The 21,746-nt window shown below is 67.7% G+C and carries 17 protein-coding genes, 1 tRNA gene, 1 pseudogene and 1 riboswitch; of the genes and pseudogenes, 13 read left to right on the forward strand and 6 right to left on the reverse strand.

Annotated elements, in window-relative coordinates; all coding sequences use genetic code 11:
- Positions 1-28 precede the first annotated feature (28 nt).
- The gene (locus M3U25_RS18415) at positions 29-2,023 is read right to left on the reverse strand and encodes a choice-of-anchor X domain-containing protein (protein ID WP_355503162.1); all 1,995 of its coding nucleotides are present in this window, start codon (positions 2,021-2,023) and stop codon (positions 29-31) included.
- A 245-nt stretch (positions 2,024-2,268) separates the two neighbouring features.
- Here M3U25_RS18415 and M3U25_RS18420 point away from each other — a divergent pair, with 245 nt between their 5' ends.
- Positions 2,269-3,378 (forward strand): PDZ domain-containing protein, encoded by a 1,110-nt coding sequence (locus M3U25_RS18420; RefSeq protein ID WP_355503160.1) that lies wholly within the window; start codon positions 2,269-2,271, stop codon positions 3,376-3,378.
- Between the two features lie 369 nt (positions 3,379-3,747).
- On the opposite strand, the gene metE is transcribed toward M3U25_RS18420, so the two are convergent.
- Positions 3,748-6,039, reverse strand: coding sequence for a 5-methyltetrahydropteroyltriglutamate--homocysteine S-methyltransferase (metE, locus tag M3U25_RS18425; protein WP_355503158.1), 2,292 nt, complete (start codon positions 6,037-6,039; stop codon positions 3,748-3,750).
- 210 nt (positions 6,040-6,249) lie between these two features.
- Positions 6,250-6,503, reverse strand: a riboswitch (cobalamin riboswitch).
- A gap of 348 nt (positions 6,504-6,851) precedes the next feature.
- Here metE and M3U25_RS18430 point away from each other — a divergent pair.
- The 8 genes from M3U25_RS18430 to M3U25_RS18465 all read left to right on the forward strand — a co-directional run bounded on the left by M3U25_RS18430 (position 6,852) and on the right by M3U25_RS18465 (position 15,990).
- Complete coding sequence (locus M3U25_RS18430) at positions 6,852-7,175, forward strand: hypothetical protein (RefSeq protein ID WP_355503156.1); 324 nt, start codon at positions 6,852-6,854, stop codon at positions 7,173-7,175.
- Between the two features lie 280 nt (positions 7,176-7,455).
- Complete coding sequence (locus M3U25_RS18435; RefSeq protein ID WP_355503154.1) at positions 7,456-8,319, forward strand: hypothetical protein; 864 nt, start codon at positions 7,456-7,458, stop codon at positions 8,317-8,319.
- A 630-nt stretch (positions 8,320-8,949) separates the two neighbouring features.
- Complete coding sequence (gene dusA, locus M3U25_RS18440; protein WP_355503152.1) at positions 8,950-9,963, forward strand: tRNA dihydrouridine(20/20a) synthase DusA; 1,014 nt, start codon at positions 8,950-8,952, stop codon at positions 9,961-9,963.
- 537 nt (positions 9,964-10,500) lie between these two features.
- On the forward strand, positions 10,501-10,761 hold the full coding sequence (locus M3U25_RS18445) for a hypothetical protein (RefSeq protein ID WP_355503216.1): 261 nt from the start codon (positions 10,501-10,503) through the stop codon (positions 10,759-10,761).
- Positions 10,762-10,834: 73 nt separating this feature from the next.
- The gene (locus tag M3U25_RS18450) at positions 10,835-11,518 is read left to right on the forward strand and encodes a response regulator transcription factor (protein WP_003469280.1); all 684 of its coding nucleotides are present in this window, start codon (positions 10,835-10,837) and stop codon (positions 11,516-11,518) included.
- Positions 11,519-11,600: 82 nt separating this feature from the next.
- The gene (locus tag M3U25_RS18455; protein WP_184502808.1) at positions 11,601-12,971 is read left to right on the forward strand and encodes a sensor histidine kinase; all 1,371 of its coding nucleotides are present in this window, start codon (positions 11,601-11,603) and stop codon (positions 12,969-12,971) included.
- Positions 12,972-13,183: 212 nt separating this feature from the next.
- Complete coding sequence (locus tag M3U25_RS18460) at positions 13,184-14,770, forward strand: DUF1800 domain-containing protein (RefSeq protein ID WP_355503149.1); 1,587 nt, start codon at positions 13,184-13,186, stop codon at positions 14,768-14,770.
- Between the two features lie 29 nt (positions 14,771-14,799).
- Positions 14,800-15,990: a DUF1501 domain-containing protein gene (locus M3U25_RS18465; protein WP_355503147.1), complete on the forward strand. Its 1,191-nt coding sequence runs from the start codon at positions 14,800-14,802 to the stop codon at positions 15,988-15,990.
- A 337-nt stretch (positions 15,991-16,327) separates the two neighbouring features.
- Here the strand turns inward: M3U25_RS18465 and M3U25_RS18470 are convergent, their stop codons facing one another.
- Complete coding sequence (locus tag M3U25_RS18470) at positions 16,328-17,116, reverse strand: M90 family metallopeptidase (RefSeq protein WP_355503145.1); 789 nt, start codon at positions 17,114-17,116, stop codon at positions 16,328-16,330.
- Positions 17,083-17,364 carry a hypothetical protein gene (locus M3U25_RS18475; RefSeq protein ID WP_242160154.1) on the reverse strand — a complete coding sequence of 94 codons (282 nt, stop codon included), beginning with the start codon at positions 17,362-17,364 and terminating at the stop codon, positions 17,083-17,085. Before M3U25_RS18475 ends, M3U25_RS18470 begins: the two co-directional genes overlap by 34 nt.
- Before the next feature lie 155 nt (positions 17,365-17,519).
- Here M3U25_RS18475 and birA point away from each other — a divergent pair, with 155 nt between their 5' ends.
- From birA to M3U25_RS18495, 4 genes are all read left to right on the forward strand, one after another.
- A complete protein-coding gene (birA, locus tag M3U25_RS18480; protein ID WP_355503214.1) occupies positions 17,520-18,485 on the forward strand; it encodes a bifunctional biotin--[acetyl-CoA-carboxylase] ligase/biotin operon repressor BirA in 966 nt (321 codons plus the stop codon).
- The gene (locus M3U25_RS18485; RefSeq protein WP_355503142.1) at positions 18,482-19,219 is read left to right on the forward strand and encodes a type III pantothenate kinase; all 738 of its coding nucleotides are present in this window, start codon (positions 18,482-18,484) and stop codon (positions 19,217-19,219) included. Before birA ends, M3U25_RS18485 begins: the two co-directional genes overlap by 4 nt.
- 97 nt (positions 19,220-19,316) lie before the next feature.
- Positions 19,317-20,159 carry an SPOR domain-containing protein gene (locus tag M3U25_RS18490; RefSeq protein ID WP_355503140.1) on the forward strand — a complete coding sequence of 281 codons (843 nt, stop codon included), beginning with the start codon at positions 19,317-19,319 and terminating at the stop codon, positions 20,157-20,159.
- Between the two features lie 102 nt (positions 20,160-20,261).
- A tRNA-Thr gene (locus tag M3U25_RS18495) sits at positions 20,262-20,337 on the forward strand.
- A gap of 59 nt (positions 20,338-20,396) precedes the next feature.
- On the opposite strand, the pseudogene M3U25_RS18500 reads toward M3U25_RS18495, so the two are convergent.
- Both M3U25_RS18500 and M3U25_RS18505 read right to left on the reverse strand, forming a co-directional pair.
- Positions 20,397-20,546: pseudogene (locus tag M3U25_RS18500) on the reverse strand (IS5/IS1182 family transposase); the annotation flags it as partial.
- A 60-nt stretch (positions 20,547-20,606) separates the two neighbouring features.
- The gene (locus tag M3U25_RS18505) at positions 20,607-21,665 is read right to left on the reverse strand and encodes an alpha/beta hydrolase family protein (protein WP_355503138.1); all 1,059 of its coding nucleotides are present in this window, start codon (positions 21,663-21,665) and stop codon (positions 20,607-20,609) included.
- Positions 21,666-21,746: the final 81 nt, after the last annotated feature.

Raw genomic sequence — 21,746 nt, forward strand, 5'->3', positions numbered from 1 at the left:
CAGCCGAATGGCTGATCATCCCGGCCCCTCAGCGCGCCGCGTTGGCGTTCATCGTCGCGTTGCGGCTGGCGTCCAGGTACTGCGCCGGATCGCGCATGCCGGTGGTGTGGCACTCGCCGGTGGTGTGGCCGCGGTTGACGCCGCCGGGCAGCTGGCCATTGACCTGCTCCACGGTGCCGTCCTCCGGGTCGCTCAGCACCAGGTCCGAGGCCGCATTGCAGTAGTCGTTGGTGTACCAGTTGGTCTTGGCGAAGGAGGTGGTGTAGTAGTTCACCAGCGCCCGCGCCGAGTTGGGGATGCCGGCCAGCCAGGCCTTGGCGCCGTCGTAGGTGAGGTCGTTGTTGGTGCCGCAGCCCACGCCGAACCACGAGCCCACCGCGGCCAGGATGCCGGCCAGGTTGGTGCCCTGGTACGGGGTGCCCACCGACTGCATCACGCGCCCGCCGCTGGCGTTGTCCAGGCCGCTCCAGTAGTACACGTACAGGTGCAGCGCGGCCATGCCGCCCTGGCTGTGCGCCACGGTGCCGAACGAGTTCCACTGGCTGCCGAACTGCGCCAGGCGCTGCGCGAACTGGTCGTTGCTGCGGTTCTGGTTGACGTCCAGGAACGCGGAGGCGTTGGTGAACTGCGCCACCGGCCACACCCCGCCCGAGCAGTAGCCGTGCACCAGCACCAGGCGCTTGCCGGTGGCCTGCGCCTGCATGTCGGTGGTGGCGGCTGCGCTCAGCTGCGCCGGGCGCTCGCCCATGCGCATGCTCTCGTCGATCGCGCCGGTGCTGCGCGCCACGCTGCTGCGGCGCAATGCCGGCAGGCTCAGCGGCAGCGTCGCGCGCGTGGCCAGCGGCACGAAGTTGTCCGGATCCTCCACGCGCAGGTTGCGCAGGGTGAACGGCGCGCGGGCGCCAGCGCGGACGATCCAGCGTTCGTCCACGCTCAGCGGCAGGCGCCCGTCCTGCGGCGCAAGCATGCCGCCGAGCCAGGCCACCGGCACCGCGCTGCCGTCGCGGCCGGTGCCCCACAGTTCGCCGAGCACGCGGTAATGCGCCGGCGCCTGGCCGCCGCCGATGCGCACCGGGATCGGCAGGGTCAGGCGGGTGCCGGGCTGGGCGCTGGCGGCGACCGCATCGGCGTTGATGCGCAAGGTGGTGTCCAGTACCGGCAGCACGTGCTCGCTGGTGCGCACGAAGGCCTGGCCGCCGGCGTCGTGGCCGTGCACCACCACCTGCGCGATGTAGGTCCCGGTGGCGGTCGCCGGGAAGTCGCCGGCATACACGCCGTCGCCCGCGGCGCCGTCGCCGTGGCGGCCGTCGTCGGCCATCGGCCACTGGCGGATGGAGCCGTCCGGCGCGATCACCCGCAGCTGCGCGGTGTCGATGCGGCCGCTGCCGGTGCTGCGTGCCAGGCTCACGTTGCCCTGCGCATCGATGCCGCCGAGCATTGCGGTCAGGCCGATGCGCTGGCCGCGCTGCAGTTGTGCGCGGTCGCTGGGATAGGACGCCAGTTGCGTGCGCGGATCGCCTTCCATCAGGACGTAGCCACGTTGCGGCGTGCGGCTGCCGTCTGCCTGCAGGGTCAGGGTCCAGTCGCCGTTGGCGGCGCTGTCCACGCGGTACTCGCGGGCCGGCAGTGCGGCGCCGCCGGCGCCCAACTGGGTGGCCTTAGCGCTGGGCGCGAGCATCGGCGTCGCGGCGGCGGTGCCCGCGCGTGCGCTGGCCGTGGCCGGTGCGCTCAGGCGCGGCTGCCAGTCGTGCTCGCCGGACAGCACCACGAAGCGCAGCTTGCCGTTCTCCACCGGCAGCGTGGTCTGCCATTGTGCCGGGCCGCCGCTGCGCGCGGCGGAGAATTCCACCGGCAGCAGCGCGCTCTTGGACAGGATCGCCGCTTCCGCCGGGGCGGGTGCGCGCATCTGCGCGAACTCCTCCGGCGGTCCTGCCAGTTGTTTCGGTACCAATTCGGCCGCCTGCGCGAGCAGCGGCGACAGCAGCAGCGTGGACAGCAGGGACAATGTCGGCAGCGTGGACATGACGGCTCTCTCCTTGAACAGCGGAAGCCGAACAGGCAAGCCATCGCGGCGGCTGCCTGACCAGCGGATGCAGCGCCCCCTCGCTACGACGTGCCTGCGTTATACCCCGCTGCGATGACAGTTCCACTCTGCGTTGCAGCACCGCTGCCTGCGGCAGGCTGCGGCCAGCCAGTAGATGGGATAGTGTGCACAGTGGGGCGGCGCCGTGGCGCCGATGGCAGTACCGAGTACAAAGGGGATTCCAGATGCTGCGCAATGCGGTGTATCTCGCTGTGGTCTTTTTCGCCGGCCTGGCGCCGGTCGCGGTTCGCGCGCAATCGCTTGCGCCGAGCCAGCCCGGATTCGCCTTCTGTAGCGTGACCGATACCGGCAGCGTGCCGGCCAAGATCTGGGCCTCGCCGGTGTTCGCGCTGTCCTATCCCGTCGACGTCAGCGAGCAGATGCAGCGCAGCAACACGTTGGCCAGCGCGTTCCTGCGCCACGTGGGCGCCCTGGGCGGTGCCGGCGACAAGAGCTGCTTGCTCGCTGCCGGACGCGACGAAGTGCAGGCGTTCCGCGAACAACAGCTTGCGATATGGAGCAAGCGCCTGTTGTTGATGAAGGCAGGCAGCTGGCGCGACGTGGACTGGACCCCGTCGGCCGAGGATGCCGTCAGCCAGGCGCCGGCGCAGCGCACGGGCTATTTCTACTGCTACGCCACCCAGGTGGACATTCCCGACCGCAGCGACCGCGCGCGCACCGTCGTCAGTCAGGTCTTTGCCATGCCGGTGGGCGCCGATCCGATGGCGGTCTATGCCCAGAACCAGGCCTATGCCGAGGCGTTCAAACAAGTCGTTCGCGCGCACGGGCAGCCGGAGGACGGCACACTGTGCACGGCGTACGACAGCCAGGGCGAGGCGGACAAGGCCAGTCGCGACTATCGGAAGCTGATGGGCGGCTTCAACACGAAGTTCGTCGAGGTGCCATGGCGGCCGAGCGAGGCGGCGCCTGTCGCGCTCGCAACTACGCTGGCATTGCCGGCGATGCCTGCCGCAGCGCCTGCGGCGCCCAGGCTGCTGGGCGTGCGCATCGTGCCGGTCACGGCGGAACTGGTGCTGGCAGCGGGATTGCCGTCGCCGCGCGGAGCGTGGGTGGTGGAAGTGTTCGATGGCAGCGTCGGCGCCCGCGCCGGCATCAAGCCGATGGACGTGTTGCTGGAGATCGCCGGCCAACCGGTTGCCGGTTTTGAGGACGTGCCGCGGCTGGTCGCTGCAGCGGCTGCGGATGTTCCCGTGCCGGTGACACTATGGCGCGATCGCCGCGCGCAGGAACTCAGCGTGGTATTCCCGGCAGGTGCGGCGCCGGCTGCCCAGTAGACGTGTTGCCACCCATGGCGTCCGCGGCAACAGCACAGGTCTTTCATCGCTGCAGCGCCTCGCCGGAGGGGGCGCTGCACGCGTGGCCTCATGTCGCCGGCAGGCGTGGCAAAGCACACCCATGCCGCGCGAGCCTGGGGATTCACGATCGGCTGCGATGCTGCGACCCGTAGCGGACGGCGTGCAATCGCATTCTGTAGGAGCGGCTTCAGCCGCGATGAACGCAGCGGTGGCCCCGACGCGTGCAAACCGCGTCGGGGGCGATGTCCTCCACCACGCAGCCAGCCTGACGGCGTGCACCTGCATGGCCCTCTTGCAATAGCGATGCCCGGCTGTTCATGCCGGGCATCGCGTGCGCAACCGGCTTGATTACGCCGCCTGCGCCTGCTGCGTGCGCAATTGCCGCGCCGCGGCGACCATCGCTTCCAAGGCGCTGCGCGTCTCCGCCCAGCCGCGGGTCTTCAGCCCGCAATCCGGATTGACCCACAGTTGCTGCGGATCCAGCACCGCACGCGCCTTCTCCAGCAACTCCACCATCTCCTGCGTGCTGGGCACGCGCGGCGAGTGGATGTCGTACACGCCTGGCCCGATCGCGTTCGGGTAGCGGAAGCGCACGAAGGCATCGAGCAGTTCCATGCGCGAGCGCGAGGTCTCGATCGAGATCACGTCCGCGTCCATCGCCGCCACCGCCTCGATGATGTCGTTGAACTCCGAGTAGCACATGTGGGTGTGGATCTGCGTGGCATCGCGCACGCCGGCCGCGGCGATGCGGAAGCACTGTACCGCCCAGTCCAGGTACGCCTGCCAGTCGGCGCGGCGCAGCGGCAGGCCTTCGCGGATCGCCGGCTCGTCGATCTGGATCACGCCGATGCCGGCCGCCTCCAGGTCGCGCACCTCGTCGCGCAGCGCCAGCGCGATCTGCCGGCAGGTCTGCGCGCGTTCCTGGTCGTCGCGCACGAACGACCACTGCAGCACCGTCACCGGCCCGGTCAGCATGCCCTTCATGGGCCGCTCGGTCAGCGACTGCGCGTACTGGGTCCAGCGCAGCGTCATCGGCGCTGGGCGCTGCACGTCGCCGTAGATGATCGGCGGCTTCACGCAGCGCGAGCCGTAGCTCTGCACCCAGCCGTGCCGGGTGAAGGCGAAGCCGTCGAGCTGCTCGCCGAAGTACTCGACCATGTCGTTGCGTTCGAACTCGCCGTGCACCAGCACGTCCAGCCCCAGTTGCTCCTGCGCACGCACGCAGCGTTCGGTCTCGGCAGCCAGGAACGCGTCGTAGGCGGCGTCGTCGAGCTTGCCGGCCTTGTGCTGCGCGCGCGCCTGCCGCACCTGCTCGGTCTGCGGGAACGAGCCGATGGTGGTGGTCGGATACAGCGGCAGCCGCAGCGCCGCCTGCTGTGCCTGGCGACGCTGCGCATACGGCGACTGCCGGCGGCCGGCGTCGTCGGTCAGCGCTTCCACCCGCCGCGCCACCTCGGCGCGGTGCACGCGGGCCGAGGCGCGCCGGCTGGCCAGCGCATCGCGCGCCGCATCCAGCCCCGCCTGCGCCTGCGGCTGATCGTCCAACGCATCGGCCAGGGTGCGCAGTTCCTGCAGCTTCTGCCTGGCGAACGCCAGCCAGCCCACCAGTTCGCGATCCAGCTTGGTCTCCTGCTGCAGATCCACCGGCACGTGCAGCAGCGAGCACGAGGGTGCCAGCCACAGCCGCTCGCGGCCGACATGGCCGGCGGCGTAGCGGGCCAGGGTCAGCGCGTTGTCCAGCGGCGTGCGCCACACGTTGCGGCCGTTGACCAGGCCCGCCGAGAGCACGCGCCCGGCCGGGAGGGCCTGCAGCACCGCGTCCAGTTGCGCCACGCCGCGCACCAGGTCCACGTGCACGCCATCCACCGGCAGCGCCATCGCCAGCTCCAGGTTGTCGCCCAACTCGCCGAAGTAGCTGGTCAGCAGCAGCTTCGGCCGCGGCGCCTGTGCCAGGACGTCATAGGCGCGGCGATAGGCGGCGCGTGCGGCCTCGTCCAGATCCAGCACCAGCGCCGGTTCGTCGAGTTGCACCCAGCCGGCGCCGGCCGCATGCAGGCGCTGCAGCAGTTCGGCGTACACCGGCAGCAGGCTGTCCAGCAGGGCCCAGCGGTCGCTGCCGTCCACGGTCTTGGACAGCGCCAGGAAGGTCACCGGCCCGATCAGCACCGGCCGGGTCTGGATGCCCTGCGCCTTGGCTTCCAGGAACTCCACCACCGGCTTGTCGCCGCGCAGGCGGAAGTGCTGGCGCCGCGCCAGCTCCGGCACCAGGTAGTGGTAGTTGGTGTCGAACCACTTGGTCATTTCCAGCGCGTGCAGGTCCAGGCCGTGTTCCTGCGTGCCGCGCGCCATCGCGAAATAGCCGGCCAGTGGATCGGCATCGGCCAGCGCGCGATAACGTTGCGGGATGGCATCGAACAGGAACGCGGTGTCGAGCATCGCGTCGTACAGGCTGAAGTCGTTGCTGGGCGGCACGTCCACCCCGGCGTCGCGTTGCAGTTGCCAGTGGCGCAGGCGCAGGTCGCGTGCGGTGTCCTGCAGTTGCGCGCCGTCGATGTCGCGGCGCCAGTAGCGTTCCAGCGCCTGCTTGAGCTCGCGCCGCGCACCGATGCGCGGGAAGCCCAGGTTGGTCACGATCGTCATGTTGCGTTTCCTCATTGCGTTCAAGGGCATTGAGGAACGAAGGAACCGCGCGCCGCGCGTCCCGTTCGCACGGACCGCCCGCCACGCCAGCGACCTTCGCCCCCGCGGGCGAACCGGTACCGCGCGGGCAGGCGGACGGCGCGGCGCGGCGCAAGGCCGGGTCGCGGTCCGGCCGCCTCCCCGCGGAGGCGCCAGGTCGAATCGGAGGACGCACGGTCCTCCGGCCGGGGCCGGTATTCGGGCTGATGGACACGCGCACCGTGCCGGCTGCGCACCTACTGTCCGTCGCTTCCCAGGCCGGCATGCGCCGGCCCAGTGCCATTGACGGAGGTCGTTTCCATTCACCGCTGCGGGGCAGCTCCGGAATGGGCAGGCGCTTGTGGCGCCGGCCGTCACCGGATTCCCGTTTAAATTCATCCCTTCATCCGAATGAAGCGATGAATACCTTCGGCGAGCGCACGATAGGCCGGATGCGGTGGCGGGTCAAGCGCCAGGGCGATGCGCCGCGGTGCGTTTCACATCACGGGTGCGCCGGCGTTCCTGGTCACCGGCATCGGCAAATACGGATACGCCTGATTGCGCCGCGGCGTGGCGTGGCGGCGTAGTGCGTCAGCGCCGATCCCACTCCCATCCAGCCAAGGACATCGTCATGCCCATCTACAACCACAACGGCACCTTCGGTCATCCAGTGAACATCAGCCGCTTTGTCACGGACGTGCAGAACGGCGTCGTGGCCGGTCTTTTGCCTTATCTGGCCGGGGGCCGGCAACGACCTGGGCGTCAACGCATCGGCGGCCCAGGTCATCGGCCCGGTGCCCGGCATCACCCGCGCCTTCGGCCTGATCACCTGCGCCGCGGTCATCTACGTCTCCACCGACCCGAATGTCGTGCCTGCGGCCTGGGTCAACCATTCCAATGCAGGCCACGTTTCCGCAGCCGATGTGGCCGCCGCGCTGGTCAGCCTTGGTGGGCCGCCGCCGGCCAGCGCGCTGGTGATCTTCGCCCATCCCGGGGCGTCCGATCCGGGCTATCTGGCTTCGATCGGCACCATCGGCGCGTCGGGCATTCCCGCAAACAACATCGTCGAAATCCCCAACCTGCTCGTGCCGCAGTTCGGCATCAACAACCTGGGTTAGATCGGCTGAGGCGGTCCCGCCCGCGTGTCACTGTGCGCGGGCTATCGGGTAACGTCTACGCGCTCCGTTCGTGTCTGCTGCCGGCTGTGCCTCTAGAAGGCGTAGTCTGAACGACCGCTAGATCGACCACGACTACGTTCGCCACCTTCAGCCGCTGGTCTCTAGCGGCACGATATTTGCATGGTTAATTCTGTACCAGACTTAGCTGCAGAACGCTGATAAGCTCGCATCGCAAAGAGTTTTCGTCTCATGGAATGGTGAGATTGACAGGGTGGGAAACATGGAAGAATTATCTAATTACATCAATTACGCGTTAACTTATCAGTGTAAAGAAGTCGAAAAATACTTTAGCAGCCCCGTAATGTCTTATGTTGGTCAAATTCATCCGTCCGTTCTGCAAACGTATATAGATGCTGTGGAAAGAGTTGCAGATGCTAAGGATGAGTATTCTGAGAAAGATAGGATAATTATTGCGTTAACTACACCAGGTGGCGTAGTAGAAACTGTTGAAAAAATGGTGGAGGTCACTCGCCACCACTTTTCGGAAGTCTATTTTCTAGTTCCAATGTCTGCAATGTCCGCTGGGACTATTTTTTCTATGTCTGGCGACAAGATATTCATGGACTATACTTCTTCGTTAGGGCCGATTGATCCGCAAGTCCAGAATCCAGATGGGCATTTTGTACCTGCTCTTGGCTATATCGATAAAGTTGATGAATTAATTGGAAAGTCTGCAGATGGGACTATAACAGATGCAGAGCTAATGATGCTTCAGAGATTGGATCTCGCCACTTTAAAGCGTTATGAGCAAGCGAAAGAGCTATCAATTAGTCTTTTGAAAAAGTGGTTGGTTAAATATAAGTTCAAAGACTGGGTTTTGCATAGCTCAACCGGCGAGGTTGTAACGGAAGATGAAAAGATTGCGCGCGCAGAGGAAATTGCTCGTCAGCTTAGCGACAACAAGCACTGGCATTCACATGGCCGTATGATTAGCGCAGATACTTTGACAGGGTCCTTGAAGCTAAGAATTGAGGACTACAGTGCGATTGATGAGATTCGGAAGCCTCTACACGCCTACACGCGCTTGTTGCTAGACTACTTGGATCAGCAGCGAGCTTCGTTCAGAATTCACCATAGACATTGAGACTAATCATGGATATTGCAAATCGCACAAATGAGGCAATCGCGCAAGCGGTTAAGAGGCTTGAGCCCGCTTCTGCTGCGCGTGTCAATGAGCTTAACGTGAAGTTCGATCGAATGGTTAAGCAAGGTTTAATAACAGAAGATTCTTATGGTATCGCTGTAGGTTGGGTTGGAGTCGCACAAGCGCCAATGCACAGACGCTGAGCTAGAGCACTAAATGGATAATTTTAAGGCCGCCTCTAAAGGGCGGCCTTTTTGCTCCAGTTTTCAGAATGTCTATTAGCCGATTGAAGCCGTCAGTCACCAGAACGTTTTTGCTTGCTTGATTGCATATTTTGATCTGGCTTGCCGTTTGCCTTCAATCGCTAGTTTTTGGGTGCTTTCGCGGCTTGTTCCCCACTATCATTTAGTTGGTCAACTCGCGTTCGATTCGGTGGGCCTAGCTTGCTGCAGTCTTTGGGTCGTCTTGGTTGGAATGCACGCTTCTTGCGGCGCACAATGGCGCGCAAGTTCATGCTGCAAGATTGCAGGTGGTCATTGCCGTGCGTTGTACCAATTTGTGTAGTGGTGACACCATGGTAAAGGTCGCCGAAGCGGGTGATCTCAATGTTTGCTAGGGGATTGGTGGGACATGCAAGTGACTGAGGTAAAATTTAAACCTTTGATCCATAAAGCTTCACTTATTGCCGTTGCGCCCATGATGGACTGGACCGACCGGCATTGCAGGGTGTTCCACCGGCTGCTGGCGCCGTCGGCGCGGCTGTACACCGAGATGGTGCACGCCAATGCGGTGGTGCTGGGCGATCGCGCGCGGCTGCTGGATTTCGATGCGTCCGAGCATCCGCTTGCCTTGCAGCTCGGCGGCAGCGAGCCGGCGCTGCTGGCGCAGGCGGCGCGGATCGGCCAGGACTGGGGCTACGACGAGATCAACCTCAATTGCGGCTGTCCGTCCGACCGGGTGCAGGCCGGGCGCTTCGGTGCCTGCCTGATGCGCGAGCCGGCGCTGGTCGCCGAATGCGTGGCGGCGATGGTCGCGGCGGTGGACATCCCGGTGACGGTGAAATGCCGCCTGGGCGTGGACCAGGACGACGACTACGCGGTGTTCCTGGCGTTCGTCGACCAGGTCGCCGCGGCCGGCTGCGGGCTGTTCGTGGTGCATGCGCGTAACGCCTGGTTGCAGGGCCTCTCGCCGAAGGAGAACCGCGAAGTGCCGCCGCTGCGCTACGACTGGGCGCACCGGCTCAAGCGCGAGCGGCCGCAGTTGCAGGTGGTGCTCAACGGCGGCCTGGCCGACGTGGAGACGGCGCAGGCGCAATTGCAGGCGGTGGACGGGGTGATGCTGGGTCGCGCCGCCTACCACGATCCCTACGTCCTGCACCGCCTGGACGCGGCCCTGACCGGTGCGGCGCTGCGCCCGCGCGCGGAATTGCTGCGCGCGCTGCGCCCCTACGTCGAGGCGCGCCTGGCCGAGGGTCTGGCGCTCAAGCACATCACCCGGCACCTGCTCGGCCTGTTCCACGGCCAGCCCGGCGGCCGTGCTTTCCGCCAGGTGCTCAGCGAAGGCGCGCACCGGCCGGGCGCGGATTGGGCGCTGCTGGAGCGGGCGTTGGCGGTCACCGAAGGGGCGGCGCGCGCGGCGGCCTGACCTGTCCGGCGGGCGCTCAGCCGGAATGCCGCGGGACGCGTTTGCCCTGCTCGGCGGCCGATCGCCCTCGTCTCCTCATGGGGGCGCCGGGAGCGGCGCAGGCGTCACCGGCGATGGACTCGTCTCCCGCTTTCTGCATCTCGTTCAGGGATTCCGTTCAGGATCTTGCGACGAGTCTCTAGCCGTCGGGAGACGCCGCGAAGCACCTGCCGAAGGGCCTCTCCAGAGCGTTGGCGCGGCCTTTGCATTGGCCCTCCGCAGGTTCATTTGACTGAATGTCGCCCGTGGCGCCCGGAAAAGTTCAGACCGGATTCACCCCGAAAAATCAAGAATTTGCCTCCATTTCTCGAGGTCGTCTTCATTCCCGAGAGGTGTCGCGCTTCACAAGTTTTGAACGTTTCCGATCAGTCCGTTAGGATGCCCGTCGTGACTTCTTCCGCTTCCCGCCACTACCGCTTTGCCGCTGTCCTCGCGCTCGCGCTGGCGTCGGTCGCGGCTGGGCACGGCCGTGCGCAGCAGCCGCCCATGCCGGGGGTGATGGCGCCGCCGGAGCGCGATGCGGGCCGCAACCGCGACTATGCCGGCAGCTCGCTGTCCGACGCGGTGCGCCGGGTGCAGCGTTCCACCGGTGGGCAGATCCTCGGTGCCGAGCGCGTGCCGTTCGACGGGCGCGACATCAACCGCGTCAAGTACATGGATGGCCGCGGGCGGGTACGCTATATGGACGACCCGCAGCCTGGCCGTACGGCGCCGCCCTCGGGCGAGCCTCCCGAGCCACCACGCGACGATCACCCGTGAGTCCGGATAGTTCGGTTCAGGTTCCACACACCGCCCCGGCCACCGGCCACCTGTAAGTTACTAGGGAGAGTTCATGCGTATCCTTCTGGTCGAAGACGAAGCTCCGCTGCGAGAGACCCTGGCCGCTCGCCTGAAGCGCGAAGGCTTTGCGGTGGATGCGGCGCAGGACGGCGAGGAAGGCCTGTACATGGGCCGCGAAGTGCCCTTCGACGTGGGCATCATCGATCTCGGCCTGCCGAAGATGTCGGGCATGGAGCTGATCAAGGCGCTGCGCGACGAAGGCAAGAAGTTTCCGGTGCTGATCCTGACCGCGCGTTCCAGCTGGCAGGACAAGGTCGAAGGCCTCAAGCAGGGCGCCGACGACTACCTGGTCAAGCCGTTCCACGTCGAAGAGCTGCTGGCGCGCGTCAACGCGCTGCTGCGCCGCGCCGCCGGCTGGAGCAAGCCGACCCTGGAATGCGGTCCGGTCGCGCTGGACCTGGCGGCGCAGACCGTCAGCGTCAGTGGCAGCAACGTGGATCTGACCAGCTACGAGTACAAGGTGCTCGAGTACCTGATGATGCACGCCGGCGAACTGGTCTCCAAGGCCGACCTGACCGAGCACATCTACCAGCAGGATTTCGACCGCGACTCCAACGTGCTCGAAGTCTTCATCGGCCGCCTGCGCAAGAAGCTGGACCCGGACGGCGAGTTGAAGCCGATCGAGACCGTGCGCGGCCGCGGCTACCGGTTCGCGATTCCGCGCACCGAAGGCTGATCGCAGGCGCCGGCGAGCACACCGAGGAAGCGACCGCGTGGCGGCACGACCCAGGTGGTACAAGCGCTGGCGCCCGCGTTCGCTGCAGGCGCGCCAGCTGCTCGCCGCCAGCCTCAGTCTGCTGGCGTTCCTGGCCGCCGCAGGTTATGCGCTGGACCAGGCCTTCGCCGACACCGCGTTGAGCAACCTGCGCGAGCGTCTGAAGAGCTACGCCACGGCCTACGCCAACAACATCGACGTCGCCCGCGATGGTTCGCTGTACATCAACAACGACAAGCCGCCGCCGGACCCGCATTTCGACCGGCCCGGCAGTGGCCTGTATGCGCAGATCGTGATGCCCAACGAGCGCTGGATCTCGATGTCCAGCGAAGGCCCGCTGCCGCCGCGCGGCGGCATGCTCGAACCGCGCCAGGAAACCTTCGACGGGCCCTGGCCGATGACCCAGATCGACGGCAGCGAAGGCGAGGTCTACCGCTACGGCATCGGCCTGGCCTACGTGCGCCGCGACAAGGAAACCCCGGTCACCATCTACATCATGGAGGACACCCGCGCGCTGGGTGCGCAGCTGCGCGTGTTCCGCGGCCGGGTGTGGTTCAACCTCGGCGGCGCCGGCCTGATCCTGCTGGTGCTGCAGGCCTTCATCCTGCAATGGAGCCTGCGCCCGCTGCGGCGGGTGATCAACGAACTGACCAAGGTGCAGCGCGGCGAAGCGGTGCGCATGGGCGATCGCCATCCGCGCGAGCTGGAACCGCTGACCGACAGCATCAACGCCTTCATCGAGAGCGAGCGCGAGAACCTGGACCGCCAGCGCAACACCCTGGCCGACCTGGCGCACAGCCTGAAGACGCCGCTGGCGGTGCTGCGCACCCAGCTCGACAGCGGCGCGCAGGGGCCGGAGTTGCGCGAAGAGCTGGACGTGCAGCTGCGGCGCATGAACAACCTGGTGTCCTACCAGTTGGCCCGCGCCGCCTCCAGCGGCCACAAGCTGTTCGCCGCGCCGCTGCCGATCGAGCCCAATGCCGAGGAGATCGTGCGCGGCCTGGAGAAGGTCTACGCGGCCAAGGGCGTGCTGTGCGAGTTCGACATCGAGCCGAGCGCGCGCTTCCATGGCGAACCCGGCGACCTGCAGGAACTGCTCGGCAACCTGCTGGAGAACGCGTTCAAGTGGGCGCGCCGGCGGGTGCTGCTGAGCGTGCGCCCGGAACCGGCCGCCGGCAGCCGCCGCGCCGGCCTGATCATCGCGGTGGAGGACGACGGCCCCGGCATCGCGCCGGAGGAAGTGGCGCACATCCTGCAGCGCGGCGTGCGCGGCGACGAGCGCGTGCACGGCCACGGCATCGGCCTGGCGATCGTGCAGGACCTGGTCAAGGGCTACCGCGGCGAACTGCAGGTCAGCCGCTCCGAGGAACTGGGCGGGGCGCGCTTCCTGGTCACCCTGCCGCCGGGGCTGTAGTCACAGCAACGACTCGGTGCCGATCCGGGATCGGCATCCCGCAGCGCCCTGCCAACCGCGCCGGGCTCACCTGGGCCAGCACCGCTGCACCGCAGCAGCAGGTGAATCCCGTGCAAATGTCCGCCGCCTTTCCGACAGTGGCTTAACGCGACCGGCGTCCAGCTGGCGATACTGCGCCGGTCTTCACGCCGCTTTTCGTCCAGGAGCCCCGCATGTCCGCATCCCGGCATCGTCCTGCAGCAACGCGTCTGCGCGTGCGCGGCCGGCGTGTGTTGCGCAACACCCAGCGGCTGCTGTTGTCGCTGCTGCTGGTGCTGTTCACCGTTGCCGCCATCGCCGCCACCGACAAGGTGATCAAGCGCGACGACGCGCGCTGGCTGCAGTCGATGACCATCGGCCTGGACAGCGCCAGCGTGGCGCAGTTCGAGCGCGCCGGCCGCAAGCGCTTCCTGCGCGAGCAACTGCAGGCCGACGACGCGGGCGACGCCAGCCTGCCGGCGCCGGTACGCGCGCAACTGGACGGCTACGCGGCGCTGCACACGCCGGTGCAGGAACTGCTCAAACAGCAGGCCGCCGCGCAGCAGGCGATCAAGGCCATGCCGGACGGCGACGCCAAGGTCGCGGCGAAGAAGGCCGCGCAACAGCGCGGCGACCTGTTGTTGAATCAGGCACGCCAGGCGCAGTTGCTGCGCGCCATCTACGCGCCGGACCAGCTGCGCGAGCAGATGGTGTGGTTCTGGCTCAACCACTTCAGTGTGTTCGCCGACAAGGGTCGCCTGCGCTGGACCGTGGCCGACTACGCCGACAACGCGATCCGCCCGCACGCGCTGGGCAAGTTCTCCGACTTGGTGATGGCGACGCTGCAGAGCCCGGCGATGCTGGAGTACCTGGACAACGCGCAGAACGCCAAGGGCAAGGTCAACGAGAACTACGCGCGCGAGTTGATGGAGCTGCACACCCTTGGCGTCGATGCCGGCTACACGCAGAAGGACGTGCAGCAACTGGCGCTGATCCTCACCGGCGTCGGCATCGCCCCGGTCGACCGCGACGGGCCGCCGAAGCTGCCGCCGGCGCTGCAGGGGCAGTATCTGCGCCGCGGCGCGTTCGAGTTCAATCCCGCCCGGCACCAGCCCGGCGACAAGACCCTGCTCGGCCAGCGCATCGCCGGCGGCGGTTTCGATGAGGTCGAGCGCGCGGTGCAACTGATCGTGCGCCAGCCGGCGTGCGCGCATTTCATCTCGCGGCAGCTGGCCGACTACTTCGTCGCCGACGACCCGCCGCCGGCGCTGGTGGAGAAGATGGCGCGTACCTTCCAGCGCAGCGATGGCGACATCGCCGCGGTGCTGCAGGTGATGTTCACCGCGCCGGAGATGGCCGCCGGCGCGCCGCACAAGTTCAAGGATCCGTACCGGTTCCTGGTCTCCGCGCTGCGCCTGGCCTACGACGGGCAGACCATCGTCAATCCGCAACCGCTGCTGGGCTGGTTGAACCAGATGGGCGAGCCGAGCTTCGGACGCATCACCCCCGATGGCTGGTCGCTGCAATCCAGCGCCTGGAACAGTTCCGGGCAGATGGCGCAGCGCTTCGAGATCGCGCGCGCGATCGGCAACGGCAACACCCAGCTGTTCACCGTCGATGGGCAGCAGCGCGGTGGTTTTCCGCAACTGAGCACCCCGCTGTACTACCACGCGATCGAGCCGCAACTGAGCGATGCCACGCGCCAGGCGCTGGCGCAGGCGCGCTCGCAGCAGGAGTGGAACGGTTACCTGCTGGCGTCCCCCGACTTCAACTACCGCTGACTGCGGCCTTCGCCGCACGGAGATCCGTCATGCACCGTCGTCGCTTCCTGCTCGCGTCCGCCGCCGCCGCGGCGAGCCTGCCGTTCGCCGGGCGCCTGTTCGCCGCGCCTGCGCCGTCGCCGCGCCTGTTGGTGGTTTTCCTGCGCGGCGGCTACGACTGCAACAACCTGCTGGTGCCCTACGCCAGCGATTTCTACTACGTTTCGCGGCCGAGCCTGGCGATCGCCAAGCCGGATCCGGCCAATCCCAACAGCGCCATTGCGCTGGATACGCAGTGGGGCCTGAACCCGCGGCTGCGCGACACGCTGCTGCCGTTGTGGAACGACAAGCAACTGGCGTTCGTGCCGTTCGCCGGCACCGACGACCTGTCGCGCAGCCACTTCGAGACCCAGGACAGCATCGAGGCCGGGCAGCCGGCCGGGCAGCGCAGCGACTATCGCACCGGCTTCCTGGCGCGGCTGTCGCAAGTCGCCACCGGCACGCCGTCGATCGCCTTCACCGATTCGCTGCCGCTGAGTTTCCAGGGCGGCGGCGACATTCCCAATCTCTCGCTCAAGCGCAATCCGACCCCGGCCTTCGACCAACGCCAGGCCGATATTCTCGCCGGCATGTACCACGGCACGCAGTTGGCCAGCGCCGCGCATGACGGCCTGGCGCTGCGCCAGCAGGTCTCGCAGGCCTTGCGCGACGAGATGCAGCAGGCCAACCGCGGCGCCGCCAGCGCACGCACCTTCGCCGACGAGACCCGCCGCATCGCCACGCTGATGCGCGAGCGCTACCGGCTCGGCTTCGTCGATGTCGGCGGCTGGGACACGCACGTCAACCAGGGCAGCACCGATGGTGCGCTGGCCAACAACCTGTCCAACCTGTCCGAGGGGCTGTCGGCCTATGCCGAGGCGCTAGGGCCGGAGTGGCGCAACACCGTGGTGGTGGTGCTGTCCGAGTTCGGCCGCACCTTCCGCGAGAACGGCGACAAGGGCACCGACCACGGCCACGGCACCACGTACTGGGTGCTGGGCGGCGGGGTCAATGGCGGCCGCATCGCCGGCGAGCAGGTGGCGGTGAGCAAGGACAAGTTGTTCCAGGACCGCGACTACCCGGTGCTGACCAACTACCGCGACATGTTCGCCGGCCTGCTCGGCCGCATGTGGGGCCTGTCGCCGACGCAACTGCAGAAGGTGTTCCCGCAGGCGCATGCGCGGGATCTGAAGTTGGTGTGATGCGTTCTTCGCGGCGAAGGTCACCCCATAATCATTCGGGACATGTCCCGTAGGAGCGGCTTCAGTCGCGACAGGATGTCCCGGTAAAGCGCGTCGCGGCTGAAGCCGCTCCTACGGGGCGCCTTGCGTCCGGCGCGAGCGTGACGGATGTGGCCTCTGTGCCCTGAAAGTCGCTCTCACAGCTGCAGCCTGCAGTCGGCATGGTAGGTGCACTGTGGGAGGGACTTCAGTCCCGACGCTGTCCGCCCTCGGCTCCCGTCCCGCGTGCTGCGTCGCGTTCATCGCGGCGAAGGCCGTTCCCTGTCACTGACGCACTGCCTGGAGACGCGATCGCGGCTTAGTCCGCGGCAAACGGGGAGCGCCCATAGAACCGCGCCAGATGCGCGGCCACCTCGGGCATCTCGCGCTGCAGGCGCTCCGGCGCGGAGAAGTGGTATTCGCTGACCACGGCGAAGAACTCTTCCGGCGCTTCGGCGGCGTAGGCGTCGATCTCGCTGGCGCGGCCGCGGTCCACGCGTGCGCAGAAGGCGTCGTAGCTGCGCTGGAAATCGTCGGCCCACTGCCGCTGCCAGGCGCGCGGCAACAGCGGCGTGCCGTCCAGGGCGCCGTCGAGCACGTCGAGCTTGTGCGCCATCTCGTGCACGGCCACGCAGTAGCCGGCACGCGGATCGTCCAGGTCGGCCTGGACGTCGGCCCAGGACAGGACCAACGGGCCGCTGTCCCAGGATTCGCCGATCAACTCGTCTTCCCACTCGTGCAGGACGCCGGCCGCGTCGACATGGCTGCGCTGCACGCGGAACGCGTCCGGGTAGACCAGCAACTGCGACCAGCCGCTCATGCCGCCGACGCCGTACTCCAGCAACGGCAGGCAGCACAGGGCGGCAAGCAGGCCGCACTGCCGGGCATCCAGCTGCAGGCCGCCCAGCGGCGAGATGGTCTTGCGGTGCAGGAATGCGCTGGCCAGCGCGCGCAGCCGCTGTTCGCGCGGCGCATCCAGGGCGGCGACCCAGGCGCAGTCGCGGCGCACGGCGCGCCAGGTCGCATCATCGATGGCGGCGGGCGTCGGCCACAGCCCGCGCAGCCAGCGTGGAATCAGCGGAACATCCCCGGCAGGAAGCTGTGCCACTTCGGCATGCGCATGCGCGGCACCAGGTCGCTGTCGCTGCCGCCGCCCGTGGTGGTCGAGGCCGGCTTGCCGGTGGAGGCGGGCGCATGCGTCGTCGGCGGACGCGTCGGCGTGCTGTCGGCATCGGCCGCCTCGCCGTAGGTGCAGTCGGTGTGCGGCTTCTCCGCCAGCACGTTGGACGCGTGGGCGGCAGCCAGTGGCAGCAGCAACAGGAGCAGGCAGGACAGGGAACGGCGCATCGTCGGCATCCAGGGCGAGCGGCGGTGAATCCCGATTCTAACGCGGTTTTCACCCGCTGCAGGGCCCCGGCCCTGGGCGCCCGGAGGGCGTTGCCGCATACTTTTCGGTTTACGAGGTCGCGCCATTGCGCGCCCGGGGGCGAAACGAGGCGATGGAACCGGCGTTGGACGAGCGCGAACTGTTGGCCAGGCTCAGCCAGGGCCCCGTGTCCGGCGATGCCCTGGCGCGCGCCTGCGGCTTGACCCGGGCGGCGGTATGGAAGCGCATTCAGGCACTGCGCGCGGCCGGGGTGGAGATCGAGGGCCGGGCCGGCGAGGGCTATGGCCTGGCGCGGCCACTGGAACTGCTCGACCCCGCGGCGATCCGGGCCGGGCTGAGCGGGCCGGCTCGGGCCGAGCTGGCCGGGCTGGAGGTTGCCTGGAGCCTGGTCTCCAGCAACACCACCCTGCTGCAGCGGCCGGCGCCGGCGCAGGGCAGCGACGTGCTGCTGGCCGAGCGCCAGACCGGCGGCCGCGGCCGCCGCGGCCGGGTCTGGGCCTCGCCGCTGGCGGCGCACCTGTACCTGTCGGTGGCGCGCAGCTTCCAGGGCGGGCTGGGCCGGCTGGGCGGCCTGAGCCTGGCGGCCGGCGTGGCGGTGGCCGAAGCCCTGCGTGCGGCCGGCTTCGCCACGGTCGGGCTGAAGTGGCCGAACGACCTGCTGGCCGACGGGCGCAAGCTCGGTGGCCTGCTGGTGGAAGGCGGCGGCGAGTTCGCTGGGCCGGCGCGGGCGGTGATCGGCCTGGGCCTGAACGTGGCGATGCCATCGGCCAGCGCCGCGGACATCGACCAGCCGTGGACCGACTTGACGCGGCTGGCCGGTGGCGCAGTGTCGCGCAACGCGATCGCCGCGACAGTGCTGTCGCAGCTGTTGCCGGCGCTGGCGCTGTTCGACGCGGAAGGGCTGGCGCCGTTCCTGCCGCGCTACGCCGCGCTGGATCTGCTGGCCGGACGTGCCGTGCGCATCGACGATGGCGGCCAGGTGCGCGAAGGCATGGCGTTGGGGCTGGCCGAGGACGGCGCGCTGCGGGTGGCGTTCGCCGACGGCGAGCAGCTCGTGCATGCGGGCGACGTCAGCGTGAGGGCGGCATGAGCGACTGGCTGTTCGACCTGGGCAACTCGCGCTTCAAGTTCGCGGCGCTGGAACACGGGCAGGTGGGCGTGGTGCAGGCCTGGCCGCATGGCGCCGAGGCCATGGACGCGGCGGCGGTGGCGGCGCTGCCGCAGGGCGGTACCGCCTACGTCGCCAGCGTCGCCGCGCCGGCCCTGACCGCCACGGTGCTGGAGGCGCTGCGCAGCCGCTTCGCGCAGGTGCAGGTGGCGCGTACCGAGGCCGTCTGCGCCGGGGTGCGGATTGCCTATGCGCGACCGCAGGCGTTCGGCGTCGATCGCTTCCTGGCCCTGCTCGCCGCACATGACGCTGGCGACGTGCTGGTAGTGGGGGTGGGAACGGCGCTGACCGTGGACCTGCTGGACCGCGACGGCCTGCACCACGGCGGCCGCATCGCGCCGTCGCCGACCGTGATGCGCCAGGCCCTGCAACAGAAGGCGGCGCAGCTGCCGGCCGAGGGCGGCGATTACCACGAGTTCGCCACCGACACCGCCGATGCGCTGGCCTCCGGCTGCGACGGCGCCGCGGTGGCGCTGATCGAACGCAGCCTGCAGCAGGGCGAGGCCCTGCTGGGGCGACGGCCGCGGCTGCTGCTGCATGGCGGTGGCGTGCCGCCGCTGTTGCACGCGCTGCCGCCCGCCGAGCAGCGCCCCGCGCTGGTCCTGGACGGATTGGCGCTGTGGGCGCAGGCACACGCCGCGAAAGGCGCCGCCTGAGCGGGCCGGCGCTGGCGGCTGCGGCGAAGGCGCCGTGGCCGGGCGACCTTCGGCCACTGTCTCTCCCAAGCCGTACCGCACGCTCTAGAATCCGGCCATGCTCGTTCGTGCCCTGCTCGTCGTCCTGACCATCCTCAACCTCGGCGTCGCCGTGTGGTGGGCGATGCAGCCGCCCACCCCGCCATCGGCGCCGATGCCGGCCGTGCCGGCCGGGGTGGCGACCCTGCAACTGGTCAGCGAGACGCCGGCGCCGGTCGCCGCGCCTCCTGCGCCCACGGCCGCGCCAGCCCTGGCGCAGGACGATCCCGCGGTCGCCACCGGTGCGGCCGAACCGGCTCCGGCACAAACCGACGCAGCGGCGGCTCCCACGACCGCCGCGCCGGCAACCGCGCCGACACCACCCGCTGCCGCCCCTGCGCCCGCGCCCACCGAGGCTCAGGCCCGGGCCGAGCCTGCGGCCACGCCGGCCGCCGACGCGGCGGTGTGCCTGAGCGTGGGGCCGTACGCGGACCGCGAGGCGGCGCAGGCGGCCATCGCCGCGCTGGCCCCGGGCGCGCCGCGTGCGCGCCTGCGCGAGGCCGCCGACAGCGATGCCACCAGCTTCCGCGTGATCCTGCCGACCATCGGCGGCGAGGACGGCCTCAAGCAGGCCACCGAGCGCATCGTCGCCGCCGGCATCCGCGACTACTACCCGTTGCGCCAGGGCGATGCCGGCAATGCCATCGCCCTGGGCCAGTACCGCAGCCGCGAGGGCGCCGAGCGCCGCCGCCAGGAACTGGCCCGTGCCGGCTTCAACGCCGACCTGATCCCCAACGGCGGCAGCGGCCAGTCACGCTGGTGGCTGGACCTGCGCGCCGACTCCGCGGCGCAGGCCGCGGCCCTGCGCCGCCAGCTCGGCGCCGCGCGCCAGCGCACCGTGGACTGCGCCGCGCTGCGCTAGAATGCCGCGCCTGCCGGTGCGCAGTGCCGCGCCGTAGGGCGTGTCGAGGCCCGCGCCAGCAGGTAGACTGCCCCGGGCCCGCCCACGGGCGTCGTCCATCGTGCCGCTTTAGCTCAGTCGGTAGAGCAACTGTCTTGTAAACAGTAGGTCATCCGTTCGATTCGGATAAGCGGCACCATCTCCCAGCGCCGCTGCCGCGCAGGCCGGCGTGTTTTCTGAGCCCGTCGACGGCAGTCGCGATCGCGCCATCCAGCGTAGCGCATTGAACATCGCCCTCAACTCGTACTTGCCTGGCGGAGCGTGCTCCGTCATCAAGCTCAGGTACGGCGCGGCGAACGCCCACTCTTCATCGGAAATGTCCGTTGGATAGGGGCGTTTGCTCGGCATCCGTCTGCAATGACTGTATCGGATTAAAGTTCATAACATGGTCTAGGCCACATTGCATCTCTATTTCGTCAATTCCAGTGCGGCCAACCACCTCACCATCGCTGGAAAGACAGTGGTTTCGAGTTTCCCGTTTGCGATGGCGCAGTGTCCGGTATCGGGAACTAGGGAAACGAGGGTTTGTTTGCAACGATTAAAGACCATCGTATCTTCGACGGGTACGTGAATGTCGTCTGCGCCGTTGGCGACGAACATCGGACTGTTGGCATTCCGATTAAACAAGGCGCGCAGGGTGAGTGCCGACAGGCCCAGCATCAGTTCGTCGTGCGTGGGCAATGACTCGAAGCCCATGGCGTTGCCGACGATGTGGTCCATCCCAGCCTCAAAGATCCTTCCGGATTCGAATGATTTCTCGACAGGACCACCGATCACGATAGCGGCATCGACCTCGCCGGACAGCGCCGATTGTGCTGAAAAATACCCTCCCATCGAAAATCCGAAGTGAGCAACTTTGCCGTTGCCGAGCTTGCGTGCGATGTCGATCAGTCCTTGGACCATCTGATAAGCCTTCGGATCAAGGGGAATGGCGGACTCGCCGGTGCCTGGAATATCGAATGCAAGCACGCGGTAAGGCAGCGACAGCGCAATACGCGAGAACAGCATGTGCAGATCCATCTTCCAGGTGTCCACTCCGCCGCTTGCTATCAGCACCGGCGCATCGGCGGGAAGGCCGTGTTTGGCCAGTATGTGGATCGGAACAGCCGTGGTGCCCCCTGCATATGGAACATCGAAAACGCGGCGTCTGAAGGTCACATCGAAGGTCGCGGACGCCCGCTCGTATTGCTCGATCTGGTGTTGGAAGGCTTGGCGCCTGGGGGCGTCTGCCAGCACCGGGAACTTGGCCCAGCCGTAGGCGAGAGAGGACCGGTAATGATCGTTCGCATGCGCGTACCGCTCGGCAAGACGGGACCATTCGTATACCCAACCGCCAGGACGGTCCGACCACATGGAAACGATCCTGCTCCGCACTTCGTTCACATCTGCGGATGGAAGGCTGGACAGCATCTGCGGATAGCGCTCGCTGAACAGAGTAGCCGGATCGATTGACCATTCGTATGACATTTGAACTCTGCAAAGGTGGATGAAGCAGCGGCAAGTGTCCCTAGGCTTACAAAAGCAATTGATGTTGCTTTAGTGGGGGAG

Origin of the sequence: Xanthomonas sp. PPL134 (assembly GCF_040595915.1) — a bacterium.
GTDB classification, from domain to species: domain Bacteria; phylum Pseudomonadota; class Gammaproteobacteria; order Xanthomonadales; family Xanthomonadaceae; genus Xanthomonas_A; species Xanthomonas_A indica.

Bases quoted from the DNA above. Each gene is read 5' to 3' on its own strand.
- M3U25_RS18415 (WP_355503162.1), bottom strand. From the start codon at position 2,023: ATGTCCACGCTGCCGACATTGTCCCTGCTGTCCACGCTGCTGCTGTCG.
- M3U25_RS18420 (WP_355503160.1), top strand. From the start codon at position 2,269: ATGCTGCGCAATGCGGTGTATCTCGCTGTGGTCTTTTTCGCCGGCCTG.
- metE (WP_355503158.1), bottom strand. From the start codon at position 6,039: ATGACGATCGTGACCAACCTGGGCTTCCCGCGCATCGGTGCGCGGCGC.
- M3U25_RS18435 (WP_355503154.1), top strand. From the start codon at position 7,456: ATGGAAGAATTATCTAATTACATCAATTACGCGTTAACTTATCAGTGT.
- dusA (WP_355503152.1), top strand. From the start codon at position 8,950: ATGCAAGTGACTGAGGTAAAATTTAAACCTTTGATCCATAAAGCTTCA.
- M3U25_RS18445 (WP_355503216.1), top strand. From the start codon at position 10,501: ATGGCGCCGCCGGAGCGCGATGCGGGCCGCAACCGCGACTATGCCGGC.
- M3U25_RS18450 (WP_003469280.1), top strand. From the start codon at position 10,835: ATGCGTATCCTTCTGGTCGAAGACGAAGCTCCGCTGCGAGAGACCCTG.
- M3U25_RS18460 (WP_355503149.1), top strand. From the start codon at position 13,184: ATGTCCGCATCCCGGCATCGTCCTGCAGCAACGCGTCTGCGCGTGCGC.
- M3U25_RS18465 (WP_355503147.1), top strand. From the start codon at position 14,800: ATGCACCGTCGTCGCTTCCTGCTCGCGTCCGCCGCCGCCGCGGCGAGC.
- M3U25_RS18475 (WP_242160154.1), bottom strand. From the start codon at position 17,364: ATGCCGACGATGCGCCGTTCCCTGTCCTGCCTGCTCCTGTTGCTGCTG.
- M3U25_RS18485 (WP_355503142.1), top strand. From the start codon at position 18,482: ATGAGCGACTGGCTGTTCGACCTGGGCAACTCGCGCTTCAAGTTCGCG.
- M3U25_RS18490 (WP_355503140.1), top strand. From the start codon at position 19,317: ATGCTCGTTCGTGCCCTGCTCGTCGTCCTGACCATCCTCAACCTCGGC.
- M3U25_RS18505 (WP_355503138.1), bottom strand. From the start codon at position 21,665: ATGTCATACGAATGGTCAATCGATCCGGCTACTCTGTTCAGCGAGCGC.